The organism is Shewanella sp. SW24, from assembly GCF_025653395.1.
Classification (GTDB): Bacteria; Pseudomonadota; Gammaproteobacteria; order Enterobacterales; family Shewanellaceae; genus Shewanella; species Shewanella oncorhynchi.
Genome location: NZ_JAKKSH010000025.1, coordinates 24,216 through 47,700 on the forward strand (window position 1 = coordinate 24,216; position 23,485 = coordinate 47,700).

Annotated in this window: 20 protein-coding genes; 12 read left to right on the plus strand and 8 right to left on the minus strand. The window is 47.0% G+C overall.

Going from position 1 to position 23,485, the window contains the following annotated elements:
• The first annotated feature begins 62 nt into the window (after window positions 1–62).
• The 3 genes from L5M17_RS17570 (at window position 63) to L5M17_RS17580 (ending at window position 4,089) form a co-directional block, all read left to right on the plus strand.
• A complete protein-coding gene (locus L5M17_RS17570) occupies window positions 63–2,072 on the plus strand; it encodes a fumarate reductase flavoprotein subunit (RefSeq protein ID WP_263148693.1) in 2,010 nt (669 codons plus the stop codon).
• A complete protein-coding gene (locus tag L5M17_RS17575; RefSeq protein WP_263148694.1) occupies window positions 2,069–2,794 on the plus strand; it encodes a fumarate reductase iron-sulfur subunit in 726 nt (241 codons plus the stop codon). Before L5M17_RS17570 ends, L5M17_RS17575 begins: the two co-directional genes overlap by 4 nt.
• 227 nt (window positions 2,795–3,021) lie before the next feature.
• Window positions 3,022–4,089: a porin gene (locus L5M17_RS17580; protein ID WP_105251337.1), complete on the plus strand. Its 1,068-nt coding sequence runs from the start codon at window positions 3,022–3,024 to the stop codon at window positions 4,087–4,089.
• A gap of 177 nt (window positions 4,090–4,266) precedes the next feature.
• On the opposite strand, the gene ssb is transcribed toward L5M17_RS17580, so the two are convergent.
• Window positions 4,267–4,977, minus strand: a complete 711-nt coding sequence (gene ssb / locus L5M17_RS17585; protein ID WP_263148695.1) for a single-stranded DNA-binding protein — start codon at window positions 4,975–4,977, stop codon at window positions 4,267–4,269.
• Between the two features lie 108 nt (window positions 4,978–5,085).
• Window positions 5,086–6,453, minus strand: coding sequence for an MFS transporter (locus tag L5M17_RS17590; RefSeq protein WP_263148696.1), 1,368 nt, complete (start codon window positions 6,451–6,453; stop codon window positions 5,086–5,088).
• Window positions 6,454–6,856: 403 nt separating this feature from the next.
• On the opposite strand from L5M17_RS17590, the gene uvrA reads away from it, so the two are divergent.
• The 6 genes from uvrA (at window position 6,857) to L5M17_RS17620 (ending at window position 14,576) form a co-directional block, all read left to right on the plus strand.
• Complete coding sequence (gene uvrA, locus L5M17_RS17595; protein WP_131524377.1) at window positions 6,857–9,739, plus strand: excinuclease ABC subunit UvrA; 2,883 nt, start codon at window positions 6,857–6,859, stop codon at window positions 9,737–9,739.
• 188 nt (window positions 9,740–9,927) lie between these two features.
• A complete protein-coding gene (locus L5M17_RS17600) occupies window positions 9,928–11,082 on the plus strand; it encodes a M28 family peptidase (protein ID WP_263148697.1) in 1,155 nt (384 codons plus the stop codon).
• Window positions 11,083–11,276: 194 nt separating this feature from the next.
• On the plus strand, window positions 11,277–13,199 hold the full coding sequence (locus L5M17_RS17605; protein WP_011847889.1) for a DEAD/DEAH box helicase: 1,923 nt from the start codon (window positions 11,277–11,279) through the stop codon (window positions 13,197–13,199).
• Between the two features lie 140 nt (window positions 13,200–13,339).
• Window positions 13,340–13,495, plus strand: coding sequence for a hypothetical protein (locus L5M17_RS17610; protein ID WP_168825603.1), 156 nt, complete (start codon window positions 13,340–13,342; stop codon window positions 13,493–13,495).
• Window positions 13,496–13,562: 67 nt separating this feature from the next.
• Window positions 13,563–13,922, plus strand: a complete 360-nt coding sequence (locus L5M17_RS17615) for a hypothetical protein (protein ID WP_168825605.1) — start codon at window positions 13,563–13,565, stop codon at window positions 13,920–13,922.
• A gap of 141 nt (window positions 13,923–14,063) precedes the next feature.
• Window positions 14,064–14,576 (plus strand): hypothetical protein, encoded by a 513-nt coding sequence (locus L5M17_RS17620; protein ID WP_173247073.1) that lies wholly within the window; start codon window positions 14,064–14,066, stop codon window positions 14,574–14,576.
• 56 nt (window positions 14,577–14,632) lie between these two features.
• Here L5M17_RS17620 and L5M17_RS17625 read toward each other — a convergent pair whose 3' ends face one another.
• Both L5M17_RS17625 and L5M17_RS17630 read right to left on the minus strand, forming a co-directional pair.
• Window positions 14,633–15,241 (minus strand): HAD family hydrolase, encoded by a 609-nt coding sequence (locus L5M17_RS17625; RefSeq protein WP_263148698.1) that lies wholly within the window; start codon window positions 15,239–15,241, stop codon window positions 14,633–14,635.
• 29 nt (window positions 15,242–15,270) lie between these two features.
• On the minus strand, window positions 15,271–16,245 hold the full coding sequence (locus L5M17_RS17630) for a DMT family transporter (RefSeq protein WP_263148699.1): 975 nt from the start codon (window positions 16,243–16,245) through the stop codon (window positions 15,271–15,273).
• A 318-nt stretch (window positions 16,246–16,563) separates the two neighbouring features.
• On the opposite strand from L5M17_RS17630, the gene L5M17_RS17635 reads away from it, so the two are divergent.
• Window positions 16,564–17,385 (plus strand): hydratase, encoded by an 822-nt coding sequence (locus L5M17_RS17635; protein WP_263148700.1) that lies wholly within the window; start codon window positions 16,564–16,566, stop codon window positions 17,383–17,385.
• A gap of 196 nt (window positions 17,386–17,581) precedes the next feature.
• Window positions 17,582–18,694: an energy transducer TonB gene (locus tag L5M17_RS17640; protein WP_263148701.1), complete on the plus strand. Its 1,113-nt coding sequence runs from the start codon at window positions 17,582–17,584 to the stop codon at window positions 18,692–18,694.
• A 4-nt stretch (window positions 18,695–18,698) separates the two neighbouring features.
• Here L5M17_RS17640 and L5M17_RS17645 read toward each other — a convergent pair whose 3' ends face one another.
• Window positions 18,699–19,028, minus strand: a complete 330-nt coding sequence (locus L5M17_RS17645) for a cysteine-rich CWC family protein (RefSeq protein ID WP_263148702.1) — start codon at window positions 19,026–19,028, stop codon at window positions 18,699–18,701.
• 414 nt (window positions 19,029–19,442) lie between these two features.
• Here L5M17_RS17645 and L5M17_RS17650 point away from each other — a divergent pair, with 414 nt between their 5' ends.
• Window positions 19,443–20,657, plus strand: a complete 1,215-nt coding sequence (locus tag L5M17_RS17650; RefSeq protein ID WP_263148703.1) for an IS4 family transposase — start codon at window positions 19,443–19,445, stop codon at window positions 20,655–20,657.
• A 393-nt stretch (window positions 20,658–21,050) separates the two neighbouring features.
• On the opposite strand, the gene L5M17_RS17655 is transcribed toward L5M17_RS17650, so the two are convergent.
• From L5M17_RS17655 to L5M17_RS17665, 3 genes are read right to left on the minus strand one after another with little or no spacing between them, the layout of a single operon-like run.
• Entirely contained in the window at window positions 21,051–21,491 is a 441-nt protein-coding gene (locus tag L5M17_RS17655) for a hypothetical protein (RefSeq protein WP_263148704.1), read from the minus strand.
• A gap of 47 nt (window positions 21,492–21,538) precedes the next feature.
• On the minus strand, window positions 21,539–22,051 hold the full coding sequence (locus L5M17_RS17660; RefSeq protein WP_263148705.1) for a hypothetical protein: 513 nt from the start codon (window positions 22,049–22,051) through the stop codon (window positions 21,539–21,541).
• A 59-nt stretch (window positions 22,052–22,110) separates the two neighbouring features.
• Window positions 22,111–22,746 (minus strand): hypothetical protein, encoded by a 636-nt coding sequence (locus L5M17_RS17665; protein WP_263148706.1) that lies wholly within the window; start codon window positions 22,744–22,746, stop codon window positions 22,111–22,113.
• Window positions 22,747–23,485 lie beyond the last annotated feature (739 nt).

Consider the following 23,485-nt stretch of genomic DNA (forward strand, 5'->3'; position numbering starts at 1 on the left):
GCCCGAGGAGCGCAATGATAAATCCATGAAATGTTATCTAAATTATTAGATAAGGATCTGATTTGAAAATCATTTATACAGACTCATTAGTCATTGGTGCAGGATTGGCAGGCCTTAGAGTCGCGATTGCCACCAAAGAGCGAGGCCTAGATACCTTAGTGCTATCGTTAATTCCCGCAAAACGTTCACATTCGGCCGCCGCACAGGGCGGAATGCAAGCCAGCCTAGGCAATACCGTTAAAGGCATGGGCGATAATGAAGACATTCACTTTCAAGACACAGTCAAAGGTTCTGACTGGGGCTGCGATCAAGACGTCGCACGCATGTTTGCCCACGTTGCACCGAAAGCGATCCGCGAACTCACCAACTGGGGCGTGCCTTGGTCAAGGATTTCCGCCGGCCCGCGTGAAGTCATCATGAATGCGCAAAGGGTAACGCTCAATGAGGCCGAAGAAGCTCACGGCCTGATCAATGCCCGCGATTTTGGTGGCACAAAAAAATGGCGTACCTGTTACACCGCCGATGGCACTGGCCACTCTTTGCTGTATGCCGTCGATAACCAAGCTATCTCCATGGGCATTCCAGTACATGAACGGATTGAAGCCCTGTCGCTTATCCATGACGGTAAGCGTTGCCATGGAGTCATTGCCCGCTGTTTAGTCACAGGTGAATTGCGCGCTTATGTCGCCAAATCCACCACCATCGCCACCGGCGGTTATGGCAAGATTTATGAAATATCGACCAATGCCACTATCTGCGAAGGCATAGGCCAAGCGTTAGCACTCGACACAGGTGTCGCCACCTTAGGCAATATGGAAGCGGTGCAGTTTCACCCTACCGCCATAGTGCCCGCGGGGATCCTTACCACTGAAGGTTGTCGTGGTGATGGCGGTATTCTGCGCGATAAAGACGGTCATCGCTTTATGCCAGATTACGAGCCAGAGAAAAAAGAACTCGCCTCCCGCGATGTGGTTTCCCGCCGCATGACAGAACACATGCGCAAAGGCAATGGTGTCGAAAGCCCTTACGGCCCGCATCTGTGGCTGGATATTACGCAGCTGGGCCGTGAGCATATCGAAACTAACCTGCGCGAAGTGAAAGAGATTTGTGATTACTTCCTCGGTATCGATCCTTGCAAAGATTGGATCCCCGTTAGGCCAACCCAGCATTACTCCATGGGTGGCGTGCGCACCAATGCCACAGGCGAGAGTCCACAACTCAAAGGGCTGTTCAGTGTCGGAGAAGCGGCCTGCTGGGATATGCATGGCTTTAACCGTTTAGGCGGTAATTCGGTGGCAGAAACTGTGGTTGGCGGCATGATCATCGGCAAATATGTGGCTGATTTTTGTGAGAATAACGACTTAGAAATTGATACTGCGCTGACTCAAAAATTCATTGATAAATTGCAGCAAGAAATCGATGGACTGGTCGAAGGCAACGGCACAGAAAACCCCTTCCAAATAAAGAAAGAAATGCAACGCATCATGATGAACTACGTCGGGATCTTCCGTAATGGACCCGAGTTAGATAAAGCCATTAAAGGCTTGAAAGACTTACTGCTGCGGGCAAAAAATCTTGGCCTTAAATGTAAAAAACGTCACGCTAATCCTGAGTTAGTCGAAGCGCTGCGCGTCACCCGTATGTTAAAAGTAGCCCTAACCGTCGCCTGTGGCGCAGAAGCTCGCACTGAAAGCCGCGGCGCCCATTCACGGGAAGATTACCCACAACGCAATGATAAAGATTGGCTCAACCGCACACTGGCGACTTGGCCAGATGCCGAATCACTTGAACCAGTACTGCGTTATGAAGCGCTAGATGTGATGAAAATGGAGCTACCACCGGGATACCGGGGCTACGGTAACGATAATACTATCGCCCATCCCGATACCGAAAAACGCGTACAAGAAATCAATCAAGTGCTCGCGAGCTTAGGTGATGACCCCGATAGAGACACACTGCAGCAAGCCCTGATGCCATACGAGCTGCCAAGCCACCTGCAGGCTCCTAATGAACGCCTCAGCGATACCTTAGCGATCACTCCAGCCCAACCGGTAGGAAACAAACCACTATGAGCCGTCAAATCAGCTTTAATATCTTCCGCTACGATCCGCAAGATGGCCAAGACAAGCCAAAGATGGAACGTTATCAGTTGACTGAAACACCGGGCATGACAGTGTTTATCGCCTTAAATCAACTACGTGAGCTACAAGACCCTTCACTGCAGTTCGACTTTGTCTGCCGCGCGGGCATCTGTGGCAGTTGCGCCATGGTGATCAATGGTTTCCCCACGCTTGCCTGTCGCACGTTAACGGCAAATTATCCTAATGGCGAAATCACCCTCATGCCGCTACCTGGCTTCGAGCTGATTGGCGACTTATCGGTGAACACGGGTAAATTTATGCGCGAATTAGCCGAACGCTTAAAACTCTGGCTGCATCCTAAACCCGATGATCAGGACATTCATCGCCTCGAAAATCCAATGGCACCTGAAGAAGCCGCGCGGATCTATGAGCTAGAACGCTGCGTCGAATGTGGCGTTTGCGTGTCGGCCTGCGCCACCAAACAAATGCGTGACACCTTTGTCGGCGCGGTTGGCATGATGAAAATTGCCCGCTTTGAAATGGATAGCAGAGACAGCCGCAGCGCGGATGATTTCTACCATGTGATTGGCAATCAAGATGGCGTATTTGGCTGTATGACGCTACTCGGCTGCCAAGATAACTGTCCCAAAGATTTGCCACACATGCAGCAAATCGCTTACCTGCGCCGCAAAATGGCCGCGACCATACTCTAATCCTCCCTCTAACGTCCCGCTGTTTTGGCGGGATTGATAGGATTGCACCTTTCCAAAACCAGCTGACAGCTTTTATCTGTCAGCTGCTGAGATACGAAGCCTAATTTCTTAGCTAGGCGCCTCCCCAGCACTATCACAAGTGCAAATCCTTACTACTAGCGATACAGCTCAATCGGCAACAAAATCCATTAGCGTAACGCGAGTAGTTGTTATGTAAGGAAACATAAATGAAACCGTCTAAACTCACATCAGCCATACTTGTGCTGAGCTTTGCCACACCTATCTTTGCCGTTCAAGCCAATAATACAGCAGAAACCAATGACGAATTACGCACTGAGTTACAACAAATTCAGCAGAGACTCGCCATGCTCGAAGCTCAAGAAAATGAGCCATCAGTGCCATCGGATACCCAGTTTAATTTTTATGGTTCTTTACGCCCAACCTTCGGCCTGACCCACACTAACTCGGACGATGTGTGGGATGTAGGCGATGCGAACTCGCGGATTGGTTTTGCTGCAGAGCACCAACTCGGTAATGGCTTAGTCGGTTTTGCCAAAGGGGAATTTAAGGTCGATATCAAAGATGACGGTGACTTTGGCGATGCGCGTAAAGCCTATGTCGGATTAAAGGGATTTTTTGGTAGCGTTGCCATCGGTAAACAAGCCGTTACTCAGGAAATGATTTCTGATCCGGTCGATATCTTTAACCGCTCAGGAACACCGCTTGCCTATGACAGTGCGAGCCCATTCAGGCTCAATAATCTCGTGACCTATCGTAAAGAGTTTGGCGACCTGTTATTTTCGGCCGATGCGCAATTCGACGGCAATAAAGGCAGTGGCGGCAGTGACTTCGTTAACACGGGTATCCGTTATAAAACCGACTTCATCTACATTGCCGCGGCTTTTTATAATAAAGAGTTAGAAGACAACAAGGATGAAAATACATTCGGTGTAACCCTAGCGAAAAATTTCAATTCTCTGTTCCTCGCCGCAGCCTACCAAAACATTGAAAAAGACAGCGTCGATGGCACCACATTGGATGGTTCAACACTGGATGTGGTTGCAAGTTATCCCATCACTGACAGCTATAAAATCAAGCTAGGCGTGTCCAGATATGACGATGGCGACAATGACATCACCTCTGCGAAATACAATGCCTATAACACTACGCTGGAATGGCATAAAACACCGAAATTCAGCACCTTCATCGAATATCAAAAAACAGATTTTGAATACCGCGAAACCAATGACCAGATCATGCTAGGCATGCGTTATAACTTCGATTATACGTTCTAAGTTTCTATCTCAAACGTATCGTTATGTGAGCAGGAGAGGTGAAAGATTTAGCAACCTCGCCCACGGCCTCAAAGCACAAAACTTAAAAGCATAAAGACAAGAAACAACAAAGCCACGACTCGCGTGGCTTTTGCTTATTTAAGACGATACCGTCTTTACACTTCGATACGTTCCAATCTAGAACGGAATATCGTCATCCCAGCCATCATCCAAATCTGGAGTGAAGTTTTGCTGTGGTTGCGGCGCTGGACGCTGTGCCGGTGCTGCAGGCGCTTGATAAGCTGGCGCTGGAGCGGCTTGTGGCTTAGGCGCATAACCACCTTGTTGTTGTGGTTGTTGAGCCTGTGGCTGACCATAACCTTGCTGCTGGGCAGGTGCTGGCGCAGCATATTGTTGCTGAGCTGGCGCTTGGTAAGCAGGTGCAGCTTGAGGCGCTGGCGCATATTGATTTTGCGCAGGCGCGGCTTGTTGTGGTGCAGATTGATAACCTGCGTTTTGTGGCATGCCGCCCATTGGCGCGCCTTGTGCTTGTCCACCTTGACCACGGCTACCTAGCATTTGCATGCTACCGCTTTGGTCGATAACCACTTCAGTGCTGTAGCGGTCTTGACCACTTTGGTCTTTCCACTTACGAGTTTGCAGTTTACCTTCAAGGTAAACCTGTGAACCTTTACGCAGGTATTCACCGGTAATTTCAGCTAATTTGCCGAACAGAACCACACGGTGCCATTCAGTACGCTCTTGCTGTTGACCCTGTTGGTCTTTCCACGATTCGCTAGTCGCTACTGTGATGTTTGCGACTGCATTACCGTTTGGCATATAACGCACTTCTGGATCTTGTCCCAAATTGCCAACCAAAATTACCTTGTTAACACCACGACTGGCCATTGAAATCTCCTGCGATTCTTTAAATAATCTATTAATTCAGTATGTTGTTTATCTTTATTGCCATAGAGGAAAATCAGCTTCCCCAAATACCACACGGCAGACCAGATATTATTGAGCAGAGCCTAACACAGCTCGTGCTTCTCTTAAATCGAAATGCTCGTCTACCTTGAGATAAGCCACTTTCTCGTCCAGCACGACTATGGCTTCAACAACGCCCATTAATTGGGATAACTGGGTTGCCATATCGCGCGCTTGCGCCTTGTCTTTCACTTCAGCTTCTAAGGTGTAACTCTTTAACAACACAGGATTTTGCATGCCTAATGTCAGGAATAACCAAATAGACATTAAGATCACGGCAACAACAAATACCCCGACTGCGCCCACGAGCTGGAAAGCACCGCCACCGAGCATACCACCACAAAAAGCCCCTAAAAACTGGCTAGTTGAATACACGCCCATAGCCGAACCTTTTTCGCCGACGGGGCAAAATTTGGCAATCAAACTTGGCAGTGAGGCTTCTAAATAGTTAAACCCAGTAAAAAAGAGCACCACGGCAAAACTCAATACCCAAAGATTGCTCGCAAATGCGGCCATCGACAGCAATGCCACTATCATGATCACGAGGGCAATTTGGAACATCGCCTTAGTATTTTTGCGTTTAACCCCTATGATGATTAACGGCACCATCAAAATAAATGCGCCCACAAAAGCGGGGAAATACAGCATCCAATGTTTTTCTTTCACTAGACCCGCATCCACCAGATCCAGCGGTAGTGCCACAAATACTGCGGTGAGCACTAAATGCAGGATAAAAATCCCAGCGTTAAGCCTAAATAATTGCGGCTCGAGGAACATACGTTTGAGCTTAGCGGGCGTTGCTAAAGTGTCTCCCTTCGGCGCCTGAGTGATGGGATTAGGCACTAAAAACTGGATCAACAGCATACCGACAATAGCAAATACCGCCGTTAACCAAAACAATCCAGTCAACCCAAGATGTTGCGCGACGATAGGCCCCATTAGCAAAGACAGGGCAAAAGATAACCCGATACACATGCCAATAATCGCCATCACCTTAGTGCGCTGCTCGTCGCGGGTTAAATCCGCGGCAAGCGCCAGCACGGCAGCGGCAATCGCGCCCATACCCTGTACAGCTCGACCAAAGACAACGCCATAAATCGTATCTGCGTTAGCAGCGATAACACTACCAATAGCAAACAACACTAAGCCACCAAGAATAATCGGCTTGCGACCATATTTGTCAGATAAAATCCCCATAGGGATTTGCAGCACGGCTTGAGTCAGGCCATAGGCGCCGATAGCAATACCCACCCACAGAGGCGAAAAGCCTTCGAGATGCTGACCATAAAGTGCAAAGACGGGCATGATCATAAACAAGCCCATCATGCGCAAACCAAATACACTGGCTAAAGAAAACGCGACTTTTTTCTCAGTACCCGAAAGTCCGTTGTTACCCATGATTTTGCCCTGGATTGAAGTCTTTTAAGGGGCGCATGTTACCACACCCAAAAGGATTTGCTCAAAAGGAAATAGTGGCCTAAACCACTGACTATACAATTAGCTTTTATCCCGTTTATCACGGACCTATATTGACTGTGTCTGAGTTAACATCTTTATTTTTAACGCTCAGGCACAGGGGAATGAGTCTAACATAGTGTTCACAATTGTCCTGTGAGTCAGTGCGCAACAACAGTATTAATCTTAGTTAATCCATTCCATCCACAACATACCGCAAAGCAGGCCGACTTAAAGCCAGTGCCAGCCCTAGGATTGGTGCAGATCACAGAATCAACTAAACTCAGCGGCGGAACTGTGCGATACTTGTGCTCATTTTTTTAAGCATATGGCATTAGAGCGATAGATGGATAAGATTGAAATACGCGGCGCACGCACCCACAATCTCAAGAATATCAACCTGACTATCCCAAGGGATAAACTGATTGTCATCACGGGCTTATCGGGATCTGGCAAATCCTCCCTCGCTTTCGATACTTTATATGCCGAGGGCCAGCGACGTTATGTCGAGTCCCTATCTGCCTATGCTCGCCAATTTTTGAGTTTAATGGAAAAGCCCGATGTGGACCATATTGAAGGCTTAAGCCCGGCGATATCCATAGAGCAAAAATCCACCTCCCATAACCCACGTTCAACCGTGGGCACGATTACCGAAATTTACGATTACCTGCGCTTGATGTTTGCCCGCGTGGGTGAGCCGCGTTGTCCGACACATAATCAACCCTTGGCGGCACAAACCGTCAGCCAGATGGTCGATAAAGTGTTGGAAATGCCCCAAGACAGCCGCTTGATGCTGCTCGCACCTGTAGTCAACGCCCGTAAGGGTGAACACGTTAAATTGCTCGAAGGTCTATCAGCGCAGGGTTATATCCGCGCGCGTATCGACGGTGAAGTGTGTGACTTAACCGATCCGCCAACCTTAGACTTACACGTTAAACACACGATTGAAGTGGTTGTCGACCGTTTTAAAGTGCGTGACGATATTAAGCAACGCTTAGCGGAATCCTTCGAAACTGCACTAGAACTCTCCGGCGGCATAGCGACCGTTGCCAGCATGGAAGACGACACGGGTACTGGTAAAGCAAAAGGCGAAGAACTGATCTTCTCGGCCAACTTCGCCTGTCCGCACTGCGGTTATTCGATGGCGGAATTAGAGCCAAGGATCTTCTCCTTTAACAATCCCGCCGGCGCGTGCCAAACCTGTGATGGTTTAGGGGTACAACAATTTTTCGATCCTGAACGAGTGATCACCAATACCGAGCTGTCACTGGCGGGCGGTGCGATTCGCGGCTGGGATAGGCGCAACTTCTATTACTTCCAAATGCTCAGCTCACTCGCCGAACATTATAAGTTCGATGTCGAAGTGCCCTACGAGCAGCTTAGCGAAAAAGTCCGCAAAATCGTACTTTACGGCTCAGGTAAAGAAAGTATTGCCTTTAAATACATTAATGACCGCGGTGATGTGGTGGTGCGTAATCACCCCTTCGAAGGCATTCTAAATAACATGGACAGGCGCTATCGCGAAACCGAAAGTAACTCGGTACGTGACGAATTAGCCAAGTTTATCAATACCCAAGCTTGTCAAAGCTGTGGTGGCTCGCGCTTACGCGAAGAAGCACGTAACGTGTTTTTAGGTGATATCAACCTGCCACAACTCACCACTTGGTCGATTGGCGAAGCCTTGGACTACTTCGAGAAAGTCGAGTTTAGCGGCCAAAAGGCCCAGATTGCCGAGAAGATTTTAAAGGAAATCCGCGATCGCTTAGGCTTCCTCGTCAACGTGGGTCTCAATTATTTGAGCCTATCACGCTCGGCAGAAACCCTCTCGGGCGGTGAAGCCCAACGTATTCGACTCGCCAGCCAAATCGGTGCAGGGCTCGTCGGCGTGATGTATGTGCTCGACGAACCTTCAATCGGCCTGCATCAAAGGGATAACGAGCGTCTGCTGCAAACCCTGATCCACCTACGGGATTTAGGCAACACTGTGATTGTGGTCGAACATGACGAAGATGCGATCCGTATGGCGGATCACGTGATCGATATCGGCCCAGGCGCTGGCGTACACGGCGGCGAAGTGATTTGTGACGGTCCAATTGAGAAGATCATCGCCTGTGAAGAATCGGTCACCGGCCAATATATTTCCGGTAAGCGCAGCATTCATATCGATACGCCGCGCATTCCATTCGACAAAACTCAAGTGATTGAGCTATTTGGCGCTCGCGGTAACAACTTGCGTAATGTGGATTTAACCATTCCCATTGGCCTCTTCACTTGTGTGACGGGCGTATCGGGTTCGGGTAAATCGACCTTAATCAACGATACTTTCTTCAAAATCGCCCATAGAATGCTCAACGGGGCGACGGTGGATGAGCCATCACCCTATGACCGTATCGAAGGGATGGAACTGTGCGACAAAGTGGTCGATATCGACCAAAGCCCGATTGGCCGCACACCGCGCTCGAATCCTGCCACTTATACGGGCATCTTCACCCCAATTCGCGAGATTTTTGCCGGAACCCAAGAGTCGAGGACTCGCGGTTATCAGGTCGGCCGTTTCTCCTTTAACGTTAAAGGTGGCCGCTGTGAGGCTTGCCAAGGCGATGGCTTGATCAAGGTAGAAATGCACTTCCTACCCGATGTGTATGTGCCCTGTGATTCCTGTAAAGGTAAGCGCTATAACCGCGAAACCTTAGAAGTACGCTATAAAGGCAAGAATATTCACGAAGTACTGCAGATGACAGTGGAAGATGCGCGTCAGTTCTTCGATGCCGTACCTGCCATTGCCCGTAAGCTACAAACCTTGATGGATGTAGGTTTGTCCTATGTGCGTCTCGGCCAAAGTGCGACCACACTTTCGGGCGGTGAAGCCCAAAGGGTGAAACTTGCCAAAGAGCTGTCTAAGCGTGACACGGGCCAAACCTTGTATATCTTGGATGAACCGACCACGGGCTTACATTTTGCCGATATTCAATTGCTGCTCGACGTGTTGCATCGTCTCAAATCCCACGGCAACACGATTGTGGTGATTGAGCATAATCTGGATGTGATCAAAACCGCAGACTGGATTATCGACTTAGGCCCAGAAGGTGGCGGTGGTGGTGGTATGATTTTAGCCACAGGCACGCCGGAAGAAGTCGCCGAGCATCCAACCTCCCACACGGCACGCTTCTTAAAGCCACTGCTAAAACGGGATATCGAGCTTGCAAAGGCCAATAAAGCTAAGGCTTAACATTCGGCTCACGCCACCGTTGGTCTGAATAATAAAAGCGCAGTCGCCCTAAGCACTGCGCTTTTTTTCGCTCAGCAATCCAATATGCTTAAGCTATCGCATACATATAGATCTCATTGAATTAGAATCGGATTTAGGCAAAGATGATATTCATCTTCTGGCGAAGGCTTCAGCGATAAGGAATGTCCATGCGTGATAGCACTCAGTCCCCAGTGACTCACCTTATATTACCGAGGCAGTATCAATCACTTTTAAGTAAAAACCTAAGCGACATAAACCTAAGCGCATCGACTCTATTCAACCACAATCGCATCGGTCAGCAGCTCGCCAAGTTCAAGATCACGCACCTTTTAAGACATCAATCCCAAAGACTTGGCTTATTAGCACTGGCCTGCGTTGTTGCAACGACCCTCACTGGCTGCGTTAACTCAACCGAAACCTGTGCACGCACTGAGCTAAAACTCACTTGGGCCGAGCCCACAGAGTTACAAGCGACAGTCACAGTATTAAGTTCGGATGAATTTGAAGGCCGCAAAACCCAAACCCAAGGTGCGGCAAAAAGTCGTGACTATATAAAGCAGCAATTTCAGGGGCTAGGTTTACAGACTTGGGGAGCGGACTTTATCGTGCCCTTTGAATATAAAACCTTCTTCACCCAAGAAACCGGCGCCAACGTGGTCGCCACCGCGATGGCGGGAGAACCGACGAATCGATGGCGCATTATCGTCGCCCACTATGATCACTTAGGCATGAGCGGCAGTAAGATTTACCACGGCGCCGATGATAATGCCTCGGGCGTCGCCGCTATGCTCGCTATTGCCAAACATTGGCAACAGCAATTTGCCCTACAACCCAATACCTTGCCTAAGGTAAACCTGATGTTTGTGGCAACCGATGCCGAAGAACCAGGGCTCTATGGCAGTATCGCCTTGGTAGAGCAACTCAAGACCCGCCTGCCAGAAGCGACTTTTGAGCTGATGTTGAATTTAGATATGGTGAGTCACTCCGGCAGGCCCTATGCGATTTACCTCGAAGGCAGTCGAAACTTCACTCAGTTCAATCAATTTAAACCCCTACTGAATCAGCAGAACCGACTTTGCATTAAACTCACTCACCCTAAACCCGTTGGTCGAAGCATACAAAGTACCGATTGGCTGCGGGCGTCGGATCATTACCCCTTCCACAAAGCGAATATCCCTTGGCTGTATTTTGGTGTGCCGACCCATCCCCAATATCACACACCAGAGGATACCGTCGCGACAATCGACATCACTTTTCTTGCGGCAGTGACAGAGTCCGCATTCGAGTTACTTCAATTAAATGTTGAATATTTAAAGAATTAATGGGAAGTGGCGCGTTTCTTGCTCAGTTTTAGCGAAAAAAATGCAGAAAACAGGTTAAATAGCGTGACTCTGATTGGTAAAGTGGCCGCCATGCTGCTATAATCCGTCGTTCGCGGGAAATCGACACGGGGTTGATTTTCTGTCTGTGAAACTTTAGCGCCATTTCGCGCGCGCATCCACAAGGCTACAACCCAATGTCATCCGATGAAAGAACTTTCCGTGAACTCGGCCTATCCGAGAATTTGTTGCGTGCTCTTGACGAGCTAGGTTATGAAAAACCAACGCCAATCCAATCAGCCAGTATCGATCCACTTATGGCTGGCAAAGATATTTTAGGTCAAGCGCAAACAGGTACAGGTAAAACTGGCGCCTTCGCGTTACCACTATTAAACAAAGTTACCAGCCAAACTACACCGCAAATTTTAGTATTAGCACCAACACGTGAATTAGCCGTGCAGGTTGCCGAAGCGTTCAGTAGCTATGCCAAATTTATGAAGAATTTCCACGTTCTTCCAATTTATGGTGGCCAAAGCATGCAACAACAGTTGAATGCCCTGAAACGCGGCCCACAAGTTATCGTTGGTACGCCAGGTCGTGTTATGGACCATATGCGTCGCGGCACCTTGAAACTCGACTCATTACAAGCCTTAGTGCTCGATGAAGCCGATGAAATGTTAAAAATGGGCTTCATCGATGATATCGAATGGATCCTTGAGCACACGCCAAGCGAACGCCAACTGGCGCTATTCTCTGCCACTATGCCAGAGCAAATTAAGCGTGTTGCTAACCAGCACTTACGTAATCCTGTACATGTTCGTATCGAATCAAGCCAAACTACGGTTGAGTCAATCGAACAGCGTTTCGTACAAGTATCACAACACAACAAACTTGAAGCCTTAGTACGTGTATTAGAAGTTGAAAACACTGAAGGTGTGATCATATTCGTACGTACTCGTAACTCATGTGTTGAGTTAGCTGAAAAGTTAGAAGCCCGCGGTTACGCTTCATCACCACTACACGGTGACATGAACCAGCAAGCCCGTGAACGTGCAGTTGACCAACTGAAACGTGGCAAGTTAGACATTCTGATTGCGACTGACGTTGCGGCCCGTGGTCTTGACGTTGAGCGTATCGGTCACGTTGTGAACTACGATATTCCGTATGATGCCGAAGCTTATGTACACCGTATTGGCCGTACAGGCCGTGCTGGCCGTACTGGTATGGCGATCCTGTTTGTAACGAGCCGTGAAATGCGCATGCTGCGCACTATCGAGCGTTCAACTAACAGCCGCATTTCACCAATGAAAATCCCAAGCCCAGAGACGGTTGCAGAACGTCGTCTGTCTCGCTTAGGTGAGCAATTGGCTGAAACAATCAACGGCGATTTAGATTTCATGAAAGAAGCTGTTGCTCAATTATGCCAACAGTTAGAAGTCGATACCGATCTGCTAGCCGCTGCATTATTACAGCAAGTTCAGCAAGAACGTCCTTTGCAATTGCCAGCCATTCAAGAACGTGTTCGTGATGAACGCAGTGAGCGCACTGAACGTAGCGACCGCGGAAGTGATCGTAATGACCGTGGTGGTGAGCGTGGTGAACGCAGAAGTCGCGAACCGCGTCCAATGCCAGCAAGCTTAGGCTCAGCTGAAGCGTTGAAAGACAACCCAGATTTAAAAATGTGCCGTTACGTGATCGACGTAGGTCGTGAGAATGGTGTAGGTGTGGGTAACATCGTTGGCGCTATCGCGAACGAAGCTAACATCGACAGTCGTTACATTGGCGCAATCCAACTTTACGATGCAGTGACCACTGTTGACCTGCCAGACGGCATGCCAAAAGACGTGTTACAGCACCTACGTAAAGTACGTGTTTGTGGCAAGCCATTGAACATCCGCGAAGCTGGCGATCAAGTATTTGTTGATTCAGGCCGCAGTGCTCGTTCAGACCGTCCTGCCGGTGACCGTAAACCACGTGGCGATCGTCCAACAGGTGACCGCCCAGCGGGTGATCGTAAGCCTCGCGCTGCGTCAACTGGTGACAAGCCATTTGCTGACCGCAAACCACGTGCAGACAAACCTGCCGGTGAGCGTAAGCCACGTAAACCACGTGAAGACTAATCTAGCTTAAGCTAGAGACTAAAAAAGGAGCCTAGGCTCCTTTTTTGTTGGCTTAAATCGCACTAGCTCAAAGCACACTGGCCAGTTGATATTTCAAGCTGATATAGTCAGTGCAAGAACGCCTAGCTTAAGGATATAAAATGGATTTTTTAGCACTGATCACTTCCCCATTTACCTCGGCACTGCCTGAACTCGCTAAGTCATGCCACAAAGATAAAACGTTATTAATCATGGTACTTGTCGGTTGCACTCTGTTTGCGGGCTTTATTGGAATGTTAGTCGCAATGGCAAATTAACTTGCAGTTAAGCCAACATGTCTATTAGTGTCGACTTAGTCTTTAGCAACGCATCTAGTGTATTTCGATGAAAAAAGCCTTTAACGCCGGCCTGTTATCCGCCTTTGTCGCCCCCGGCAGCGGCCATTTTTACCTAAAACATAAACGCTCGGCACTGGTATTTTTTAGCTTAGCGGTCGTGAGTCTTGTACTGTTGCTATCGCAAATCTATCAAGTGGCGCAAGTCATCGCCTTAGATATTCAAAACGGCATCTTACCGCTAGATATCGGCGTAATTTCTGCCGAAATCACCCAACAAACCCAGACCACAATTGCCAATGCCAATGAACTGCTCTACGGCTTTATCCTCTGCTGGTTAGTGGCATTACTCGACAGTATTCGGCTTGGGCTTAAGCAAGATAAGCTGGATACACAAAGTAACCGCTAAATACCTTCTGACTCTTAGCGAGGCCGTAGCGACAAAAGCGATTTTGATATTGACCTAACATTTTTAATCAATTGAAAAATTGGATATTAACCTTTAGCTACCATGAAAATAACACCATAAACAGTCAAGATGGATGACGATATGTTAACTGAGCAACAACACAATTTTATCCTAAGTGAAGTGTCACAACCCGTGATTACCATTGCCCGTGAGGTTAATTTTGCCGAGCGCTATGCCTCCATGTTAGCGCGCTTTCCTAAGCTCCCTGGCGATTTTAATCCTAAGGTGCCGACGGAGCGTCAACAAATATTGGTTGCCCAGTTCCCTTACCCGATCCGCTTTTACAAAAGTGAGGGGGGATATTACATGCTAAATGCGAAAAAATTCGCCTACCCGCATATGACACTTATGATGGAGATGCGGCAGTGGGTAGTTTTTAACTTTGACTTGTGGCGTGAAGATAAGCGCATCGGTGGCGGCTCCTATCAACAGATTGCCGTTGCAGAGCGGTTAGCGCGAGGTGAAGAGATTGACTGGGATAACGACTGGCGTACACAACGCCAGCCATGGTGCTATAACGAAGATCAATTACAGACGGTGCTAACCGAAAGTTTTGCACTATTTGATGACCTTTGTAAGCAATTACCTAAGTAGTCACAGGAGTTAATTGAGATATATGCGGCTAAACAGGTTAACCGCATAGGAATAAATTATTTAGGCCATGCTTTAATCAGGCTGTGGTAGCAAGAGACCAGTAAATCAGCCGCTTGGGCATAATCGGGAATGGTTTCAGGGCAATAGAGGGCGCAGTGACTACCCGCATTGCGCGCAGTTTGCAGATCAAACAGATAATCGCCCACATACAAGATATCTGCGGGCGCGAGTTGCCACTGCTGGCAAATAAGATGAATACCTTCGGGATGCGGTTTAGGCTGCGCATCGTAGCGCGTTAATACCAGTGCGATATCTATGCCGAGTTTATCGATAGTGATTTGCGCCGCTTCTGGCATATTGCGAGTCAAAATAGCCAAGGGCAGTGACTTGGCCCGTAGGCATTCGATAAGCTCCCTCGCGCCATCGATCCAACTGGCCTTGAGTGAACTTTGTCTCTCGTACTCATGGACAATGTCTAACGCCTTAGCCCGTGCTTCATCCGTACTCAGACTCTCGACATGGGCCAAGATATCCGTACCAGAATGAATCCCCAATTCACGCCGCAACCCAGCAAAATCGGGATTAGAATGTGCTAAGGTGCCGTCGAGATCGAAGATGACACCACGGATATCCTGAAGTTTTAACTCGCTGAGTCTAGTGATCACTGGCCTTTCCCATGGATAAAATGTATGCGTTAGACAGCCTGCAAACGCTTCGCCTGACGATTACGGTACATAGGCAGCAATTGCACCACCATCACAGACACAATAATCACGCCAATCCCCAGCAGAGATAAACCATCTAATTCATCAGCGCGGAATACTTCTGGCCACCAGCCAAGACTCACCACTAACGCCGTGGCACTAAAGCTAAATACTGGCGTTAGGGCCAACATGGCACTGACCTGCGCCGTCGGCCAATACTTCATCGACTGGCCAAAACAGCCATAGGCGATCAAGGTATTGGCGGCGCAAAACAGTACTATCTGCCAATCGAAGCTGTCCATACGGACAAACTGACTAAAGTCGCTAAAGGGAGCCATTACGAAAATACCTAAGCCATAGATCACTAAGAGCACGTTCGCGGGCGACAAACGATTCAGTAAGGATTTTTGCAATAAGGCATAGCTAGTCCACGACAGTGCTGAGAACTGGATGATCATCACCCCAATCCAAACCTGATGATTATTAGCCCCAGAAAAATTTAAATTAGGATGGAAAAACATCAACATACCTAAAGCTAAGGTTGCAAAACAGCTGAGTTGCACCGCATTAAGCCGTTCCTTAAAAAACAACACACCACCAAACGCAAGGAAAAAGGGCGAAGTCTGGAAATTCAGTTGGGCGGCGCCCGGTGCGAGGTAATCGAGTGAATAAACAAAAGACACATAATTGAGCATCAAGAAGATGCCAGCAAGCACTAACCTTAACCAAACTTTGGCATCGAGTGCTGCAAATTGCTTAAGACTACCTGCGCTCCATTGGATCACTATGCTGACTAAAAGCGCGACCAGAAAACGAAACCAAGTAAGAGTCACGGGATCGATAAAGGCCGCCGAGAGCTTTAATGCTATAGGTAACATGCCCCAAAATAAAACCGCAACTGAGATGAACAGGAGCCCGAGTTGAGCATGATTATTTGCCTGAGGGGCGTTATGGCTAAGGTTCACGGAGGAGTCCAGTAGAAACCGCAAAATGGACAGCCATTCTGGCACTGAGCCAACACAATATCTAGCGGATCATCATGGAAACATTCGCGTTAGCTTGGATACTTTAGCTGACACTTATGTGAGGCAAGTTTCAGCATCTTACGATAATTGGAATATTGGCCGCACTCTTGATTCAACTGCAGCAGATTTACCCCGAAAGCCAACATTGGCATTTCCCGCGTTGCCAATAACCGAGTATATTTGGCCCATAAAAATGGCTTCTGCCACACACTCTCTAGGCCACTTCTTTTTAAGCTAACGCTTTAAATAGGAAAGTTAATGTTATCTACCGCCACGATCGAACAAGTTAAAACGCATATTAATACCGCAGCCAAGGAATTAGCCGAGCGCCGCGCAGCAGGCACGAGCGGCGATTTACTGATCCCAGAACTAAGGCCAACCAGCTTCGAACAGGCCTTCGCTATTCAACAAGCCGTAGCAGAAATATTTAAGGCAAGCGACAACAATCCTATAGCGGCGTGGAAATGCCTAGTACCCACGGCGGAAAAAACCGTCGTAGCGCCTATTTATCAAGATGATGTGTATCAACAATCGACTACTTGCCCACTCTATCCATCGACTAAAGGCCTGGCCCGAGTCGAACCCGAACTCGCCTTCGAGATTGCTCGCGATTTACCGCCAAGAAGCACGCCTTATACAGAGGCTGAAATCGACGAGGCCTTAGGTAACATTCGTTTAGCGCTAGAATTGATCAAAAGCCGCTACCACACACCCAGTGAAGCGACGCATTTTGATGCCCTCGCCGATGGCTTAGTCAATCAAGGACTGTGGTTAGGGCCAGTGCTTAATCCGCAAGAAGGTTTAGAAATGAGCTGTTTTGAACTCAGCGTTGATATTGCCAATGGCGAGCACCAGCAAAGCGATACTCTGCAAAAATCCGCCATTCATCCCAACGGTTTCCCTAAGGCAGGACTCTACTGGTTAGTTAACTTTTTATCCGCCCAAGGCATTGGCTTAACTCAAGGGCAATATGTGATCACAGGCTCCTACGCTGGCGTCCTCGATCTGCCATTGGCACAGGTCTGCAAATTTGAATACGGTGCGCTTGGACAGTTCGCCGTGACTTTCACTGCTAAGTGATTGCGACTTATAAAGCGACAAGGCACTGATAAATAAGCGAACTCAGTTTCAGCTGGGCTCGCTTATTTGCAATCTCAGTTCTCAGTGCTCAGTTATCTGCATTCCCCACAAGCATCATTAACAAAAGCCAAACTAACTTGCCTCGAAATGTACACCTATGTATCATCTAAATTCATCAATAATAAGGATATATAGAATGTCGCACGGAAAAATGCTGCCAATCGCCTGTCTTCTTGCCCTCACTTTAGGCACTTCTCTTAGCGTGCATGCCTCAGAAAATAGCTTTACCAAAGCCTATAGTGACTATCAAGCCGCCGTAGAAAAAGGCTATGCTGCAAATATTGAAGCGAGCGCAAAAACCGCTTATCAACTCGGCGAAGCCCAATATGCCAAAGACAGTGTCGACTTAGCGAATCTCGCCATGAACTGGGCCAGCGCGATAGAAAAGCAAGTCGCCCCTTACCCATTTGCAGAAAAGAATCTGCCAAAAACGGCGAAGGCAAATGAGTTGTATCAACTCGCTCTGGCTAACTATAAAGTTCATTATGGCAAAGAAGCGCTTGAGCTTATCGATCCCTTACTGGGTGCTGCACAAACCGCCGTTGAAGCCAAAGATGCGAAAAATGATTTGCTTACTGCTATCGCAATTGCTGAAAAATCCGACAAAAAGAAACTGCTCGCCGATGTAAAAATGGCCGCCTTCAACCGCTTATCAAATACAGAGCTATACACCAAAAGCGTAAGACGCTATGCCTTCGATGCCTATGATATTTATAAAGAGATTTTACCAGAGAACGCCATAGACAGAGTCAAGGCAACCTATGTGGTGGGTGCCGTTGAGTATGCAGAAAAGCATGATGACAAGGCGATTCCATTGCTTTTAGAAGTCGTTAAGCAGTTTGAAGCCCTTAACTTTAGCCATCCCTATGCCTTAAGTGCCCACGCTTATTTAGTCGAACTCTATGAGCGCCAAGGAAAACGTGACGAGTCAACCGCCCACTGTATTGCTATCGGCAAAATGCGTCCTTGGGCCGACGCACAGGAACAACAACCTATTTTCCGTACCGCACCAGACTATCCAATGTCCTATGCTAAGCAACGTAAAAGTGGCTGGGTTCAGCTTAAATTTACTGTCGATGAAAATGGCTTCGTCAAAAATCCTGAAATTTTAGCTTCTAAGGGTGGTGCTCTCTTCGAGAAAGAAACGCTAAAAATGATAGATAAATGGCGTTACGCACCCAAGTTTGAAAATGGTAAAGCCGTTGAGGCACAAACCACTGTGCAACTGGATTACACCATAAATCGATAGCTCATTACTTCACCTCATGCCCTAGCTCATCGCTTACACTCGATGGGCGTTTTTCATCCTGCTCTGCAAGCTGCCCCAGACTTAACCCCTGCTTAAGTTGGATTAAACAAGCTTGGCAAATACACGCATCGGCAGACGGTAAAATATGGTTGATGACCCCTAGCGGCGAATCTGATGCTTGCGCTTGCAAGGCAGCCAAAGGCGGAAACACCTGCAGCGCGCACCAACAGTCCTCAATCCCCTTACCTAAAATCACAGCACATTGATTCGCACCTTGGCACAGAGGGCAAATTTGCGCAGTTTCTAACTTAGGTTGTTCCAATGGCTGAGACACAGTAATCCTTATAGCAAGATAAGTTGTTATAGCGCGGAGATCATAATAGATTTTTGCAACTCAGGCTGAGTTGTTTCCCACCAAAGCAAAGCTGCTGAGTTATGCAGCATTAATTGCCATTGTTTTCCCAGTGACACGCCTGCTTATGATTTAAAAAGAAGTGTTAATAATGTCCTAGGCATTATAGTGATATTCTCTATGCCACTATCGGTCAGATACAATAAAGTATCCTTTCTGATTTGCTAAAAGATTAAGTACTTGTATTCCAGTGACACGCCATAAACTCATCCCTGAGGGCTCGACGCTGAAGAATCCCCTGATGATTTACATATAAATCATTAGATTGGAGTGAACTTGCACCTTGAAGTGTGATCTGATGGAAGTGCGAACAAACATCAATCACAGGGCTTCAAGGTGCAAGTGTTAACTATCTTACATCAATCTCTCTATCAACATTGTCCAGAAATCCATCAAAAGCGACTCAATACCCTCATGGTTGCTTGCCGAGCACTTATCAACGCGGATTGCCTCACCCTAACGCATTTAGGGCGGCACATTGATGGCACCAGCACTCATACTAAGCACTCAATAAAACGCATGGATAGATTGTTGGGCAACCCGCATCTTCACCATGAAAGAATGGCTGTTTATCAGTGGCATGCAAAGTGCTTGCTAGCAGCACATACGATGCCGACAATATTGGTGGATTGGTCAGATATGCGTGAAGGTCGTGAGCTTATTGCGCTACGCGCCTCTATCGCTATCAAAGGTCGCTCTATCACGCTCTACGAACGAACATTTCCGTTAGTGCTGCAAGGCACTCAAACCGCCCATAATCAGTTTCTTAATGAACTCAGAAAAGTATTACCTGACAACATCACCCCGCTGATAGTCACTGACGCGGGCTTTCGTAATCCATGGTTTCGAAAAGTCGAGCAGCTCGGTTGGTATTGGCTGGGTCGCGTAAGAGGATTGAGTGTCTATCGGCCGCATCCTTTCGGTCGCCAATTTTCACTAAAAGCGCTTTATCCCCAAGCCCGTCGTCGCGCAAAACATGTTGGGCGGGTGGCGTTATCGGTAAAGAAACCTTTGTTATGTGAGATGGTATTGTTCAGGGCCCCAAGTAAAGGCAGAAAAGGTCAGCGAAGTACGACAACAGACTGTCACCACACGGCGCAATGGACGTATGAGTTGACCGCCAAAGAGCCTTGGGCACTGGTGACTAACTTGACCATGGAAGCCATGTCGCCTCAAAAACTGGTTAATATTTACCAAAAGCGGATGCAAATAGAAGAAACCTTTAGAGATTTAAAAAGTCCCGCTTATGGCTTTGGTTTACGTCATAGCAGAACACGTTACGCGGCGAGGATGGATATACTGCTATTGATAGCATTATTGGTGCAACTGGCATTTTGGTGGGTAGGATTATACGGGGAAACACAGCAATTACAGCGGCACTTCCAAGCAAACACGATAAAGAAAAGGAATGTGCTATCAACAATCAGGATGGGCAAAGAACTGCTGCGACGACGGCATGATTACCCCATATCAGCAGATGATTTGCTTTGTGCTGCGAAGAAACTAGCTGAACTCTCATTAATTCATGGTTGTTGGGGTTATGAATTATGAGGGGAGCCTACAGGGCTCGACGGCGGCATCCTTGCCGCCAACGGTCACTTCCATGCAAGTACTTAATCTCGTTAATTCCCGAGTATACCTGTCGCTAAATTTAACTATGGATGTTTCAATAAAGTTCAATTGGTTGTATTCATCAAGTTATCTAACTTAAATGATATTTGGGTGTATTCATTTGGCTCAGTGAACCGTATTCCTGTGTTATAGCAAGTGTGTTCACAGATGCATACATGGTGAATTCGATCTGTTGTAAATCCGCAGGTTGAATAGATGAAGTATTTGTTTAGCGGAATGCTTTAACGCCGCGCACAGGGGCGGCCAAATAATCGCCAGCGTTTTGGACGTCCTGCGACCAATGGAAGCGACTACTGCGCCTTGCTAAGCATTTTACCTGCGATATTTATCAAGTAGTTGAGGAAATGGCCACTTATGCTCACACATATAGTCTAAGAGGGCTCTCCCGAGTACGTTATTACTTGAACCAGCAAGAAAGCCAGTAGGGAAAGAAAGCTCAGAGTTCATTTGCAAGAACATAATGTATTGAGACAAAAGCTCCCGCAGTAACTTTCTGTGATTTTCGCTAAGTTGATGGGCTTTAATCTGATCGATTTCATTGTTCGATAAAAACTCGAAAAAACCCTTTTCTTTAGAGAGATTGAGCTTTCCATTACCTTTTTCCCCAATAAAAGATCTTTGCGCAAAATCATATATTATTTCTTGAACTTCTTCCGATGTAACCACGATGCTCTTTCCTAGGATATGCTTAACGCCCATAGCAGGCGCATTTATGTAGGTGTTTGTTTTTATTGCCAGCGTAGCGACCGGCATAAAAACAAGCGCCGGAATAAATGTCGACCTAGCTATGTTTGTTAAATTTATTTGATGCCAAGCGAAGCCACTACTATAAACAAGATAAATGTAAGACCTTGTAACAAAGTGTATATACCTTGATATATTGCATGTCGCGCGACAATACGCACCCCGTACAGTGGGTCGTCTTTAGCTTTTTTAGATGCATTTCTACCTGCCAACCTCGCCCAAAATGGAAACACTGAAAGAAAGTCATTTAGAGCAGATTTTACATCCACATTGTCACTGGATTGAAGAGCATCTTCTACGTGCCCCATGACTATCGTAGAGCTTTGTACCCGAATACAACATAATTTAGCTAAAAAAACAAATAAACCTGAAATAGCTAGCAATGCAAAAAGCCAAGATGCTGCCCCACTCTCTAGAGCACTTGTAATACCAGCCAAATTCGAAACTAAAAGCGCAGCAGTAGCTCCACTTCCCGCCAACATCCACATATTGAATTTATCAATTTCAGGAACCACTTTGGTAGGACTTAAAATCAGCTTTTTAGAAAGCTCCACTTGTTCACTATTCATCTCTTCATCCAGTATGAGGTTGATTTTCGTTTTGAATTTAACGCCCTGTTATACAGCGGTTACTGCCAGTACTGCTTTTCAAGCCATTTGCAAAATATCTCTACTGAATCTGTTACTTGATTAAAGTTACTTTCATCTACGTGAACACGAACCCAGTTAAATCTAGCATTTACCTTTGGTACATCAGCAGGTTTTACAAATACATGAGACTGAAACTTATCCAAATCTCGTTTTAGGTGCTTTACTGAATTTGAGGTAATGTCCTCACTATGTTGAGTTCTATTTCGGGCTAAAACTAACTGTTCAAGTACATCAACATCTATTGGACATTGAGTAAAATCTACGCCATGTGACGCGATTCCGTCTTTCAATGCGTGAAACCAACCTTTGGGCCCTTTTCTTGAAACTGCTTCAACACCTTTAGGTGCTTCTTTACGATCAAGCCACCCATTCATATACAGTTGTAATGCTGATGATAACATCGACAGAGAAGCTAAACCCACAGCTTCAATGCCATCTTGAGCTTGGATCCATTCATAGATGTATTGAGGCTCACCAGATTCGTCATATGTTGGTACATATGGCTCTTGTTCATTTTCAATGAGATTCATGATTGATTTGAAAGGCTTAACTCCCTCTGAATAAAAGAAACGAGCAAATTTCAACCTTTCTTCTGTAAATACTTGTATATCCAAAGGTTACTCCTGATTTGTAGCTGTATAACAGTGTATTACCCGCTCTTCTAATAAAACCCAACCCGAATAGAGTTAGATATAGGAAGTGGGCGAGAAAATAACTTAATCATGACAATAAGTTAGCATCTGTATTAGTGGGCCTTCAACATTTTTCACCCAGAAAAATCGAGACCTTATTGACCGAGAAGCTTTTTGGCGCGGTAAATAATATCAGGACAAATTAAAGTGTAATAATTTTAGTTTGTTGCATAAAATCTCAAGCAAAAACCGATACCTTTTTAGTCTCGATTTGAAGCCAGTTTATAAATCTCACATTATACCTGTGTGTCTAAACAGTGCTTGAGGTTGGAACGCTTCGAGATTTCCTCTTACTAAAGAAATACAGTAAGGTGTAACAATACTCTGTTTCCTTTGACCAAAAACCAACGTAAATCAGCTTCTTAGAAAACGTAGAGAGGGTTCGACTCCCTCAATACGTTTTGCACATTCGAGATAGTGAATAAGCTACTTATAGCGAAAATCTCCGTATGCTTTTAAAGCGACAGTTAACACTGATGTCCGAAAGGTGAGTCATGGTGATTTGCGAGGCGACCGTCCGCCCCACGGACGTGGCGGTCGAGCATCCACGGATGGACTGGCTGCGTGTCGGTGAGCGAATACCATGACAAGCCGATACTAGCGGGCTAAACCACTAAGTATTAATACCCTGAAATCACAGAGCGCTCAGTAGAATTGACCA

Excerpts from the sequence above, each read along its gene's own strand:
- uvrA (WP_131524377.1), top strand. The coding sequence starts at position 6,857 with ATGGATAAGATTGAAATACGCGGCGCACGCACCCACAATCTCAAGAAT.
- L5M17_RS17640 (WP_263148701.1), top strand. The coding sequence starts at position 17,582 with ATGTCGCACGGAAAAATGCTGCCAATCGCCTGTCTTCTTGCCCTCACT.
- L5M17_RS17620 (WP_173247073.1), top strand. The coding sequence starts at position 14,064 with ATGTTAACTGAGCAACAACACAATTTTATCCTAAGTGAAGTGTCACAA.
- L5M17_RS17590 (WP_263148696.1), bottom strand. The coding sequence starts at position 6,453 with ATGGGTAACAACGGACTTTCGGGTACTGAGAAAAAAGTCGCGTTTTCT.
- L5M17_RS17605 (WP_011847889.1), top strand. The coding sequence starts at position 11,277 with ATGTCATCCGATGAAAGAACTTTCCGTGAACTCGGCCTATCCGAGAAT.
- L5M17_RS17610 (WP_168825603.1), top strand. The coding sequence starts at position 13,340 with ATGGATTTTTTAGCACTGATCACTTCCCCATTTACCTCGGCACTGCCT.
- L5M17_RS17635 (WP_263148700.1), top strand. The coding sequence starts at position 16,564 with ATGTTATCTACCGCCACGATCGAACAAGTTAAAACGCATATTAATACC.
- L5M17_RS17655 (WP_263148704.1), bottom strand. The coding sequence starts at position 21,491 with ATGCCGGTCGCTACGCTGGCAATAAAAACAAACACCTACATAAATGCG.
- L5M17_RS17580 (WP_105251337.1), top strand. The coding sequence starts at position 3,022 with ATGAAACCGTCTAAACTCACATCAGCCATACTTGTGCTGAGCTTTGCC.
- L5M17_RS17600 (WP_263148697.1), top strand. The coding sequence starts at position 9,928 with ATGCGTGATAGCACTCAGTCCCCAGTGACTCACCTTATATTACCGAGG.
- L5M17_RS17660 (WP_263148705.1), bottom strand. The coding sequence starts at position 22,051 with ATGAATAGTGAACAAGTGGAGCTTTCTAAAAAGCTGATTTTAAGTCCT.
- L5M17_RS17575 (WP_263148694.1), top strand. The coding sequence starts at position 2,069 with ATGAGCCGTCAAATCAGCTTTAATATCTTCCGCTACGATCCGCAAGAT.
- L5M17_RS17615 (WP_168825605.1), top strand. The coding sequence starts at position 13,563 with ATGAAAAAAGCCTTTAACGCCGGCCTGTTATCCGCCTTTGTCGCCCCC.
- ssb (WP_263148695.1), bottom strand. The coding sequence starts at position 4,977 with ATGGCCAGTCGTGGTGTTAACAAGGTAATTTTGGTTGGCAATTTGGGA.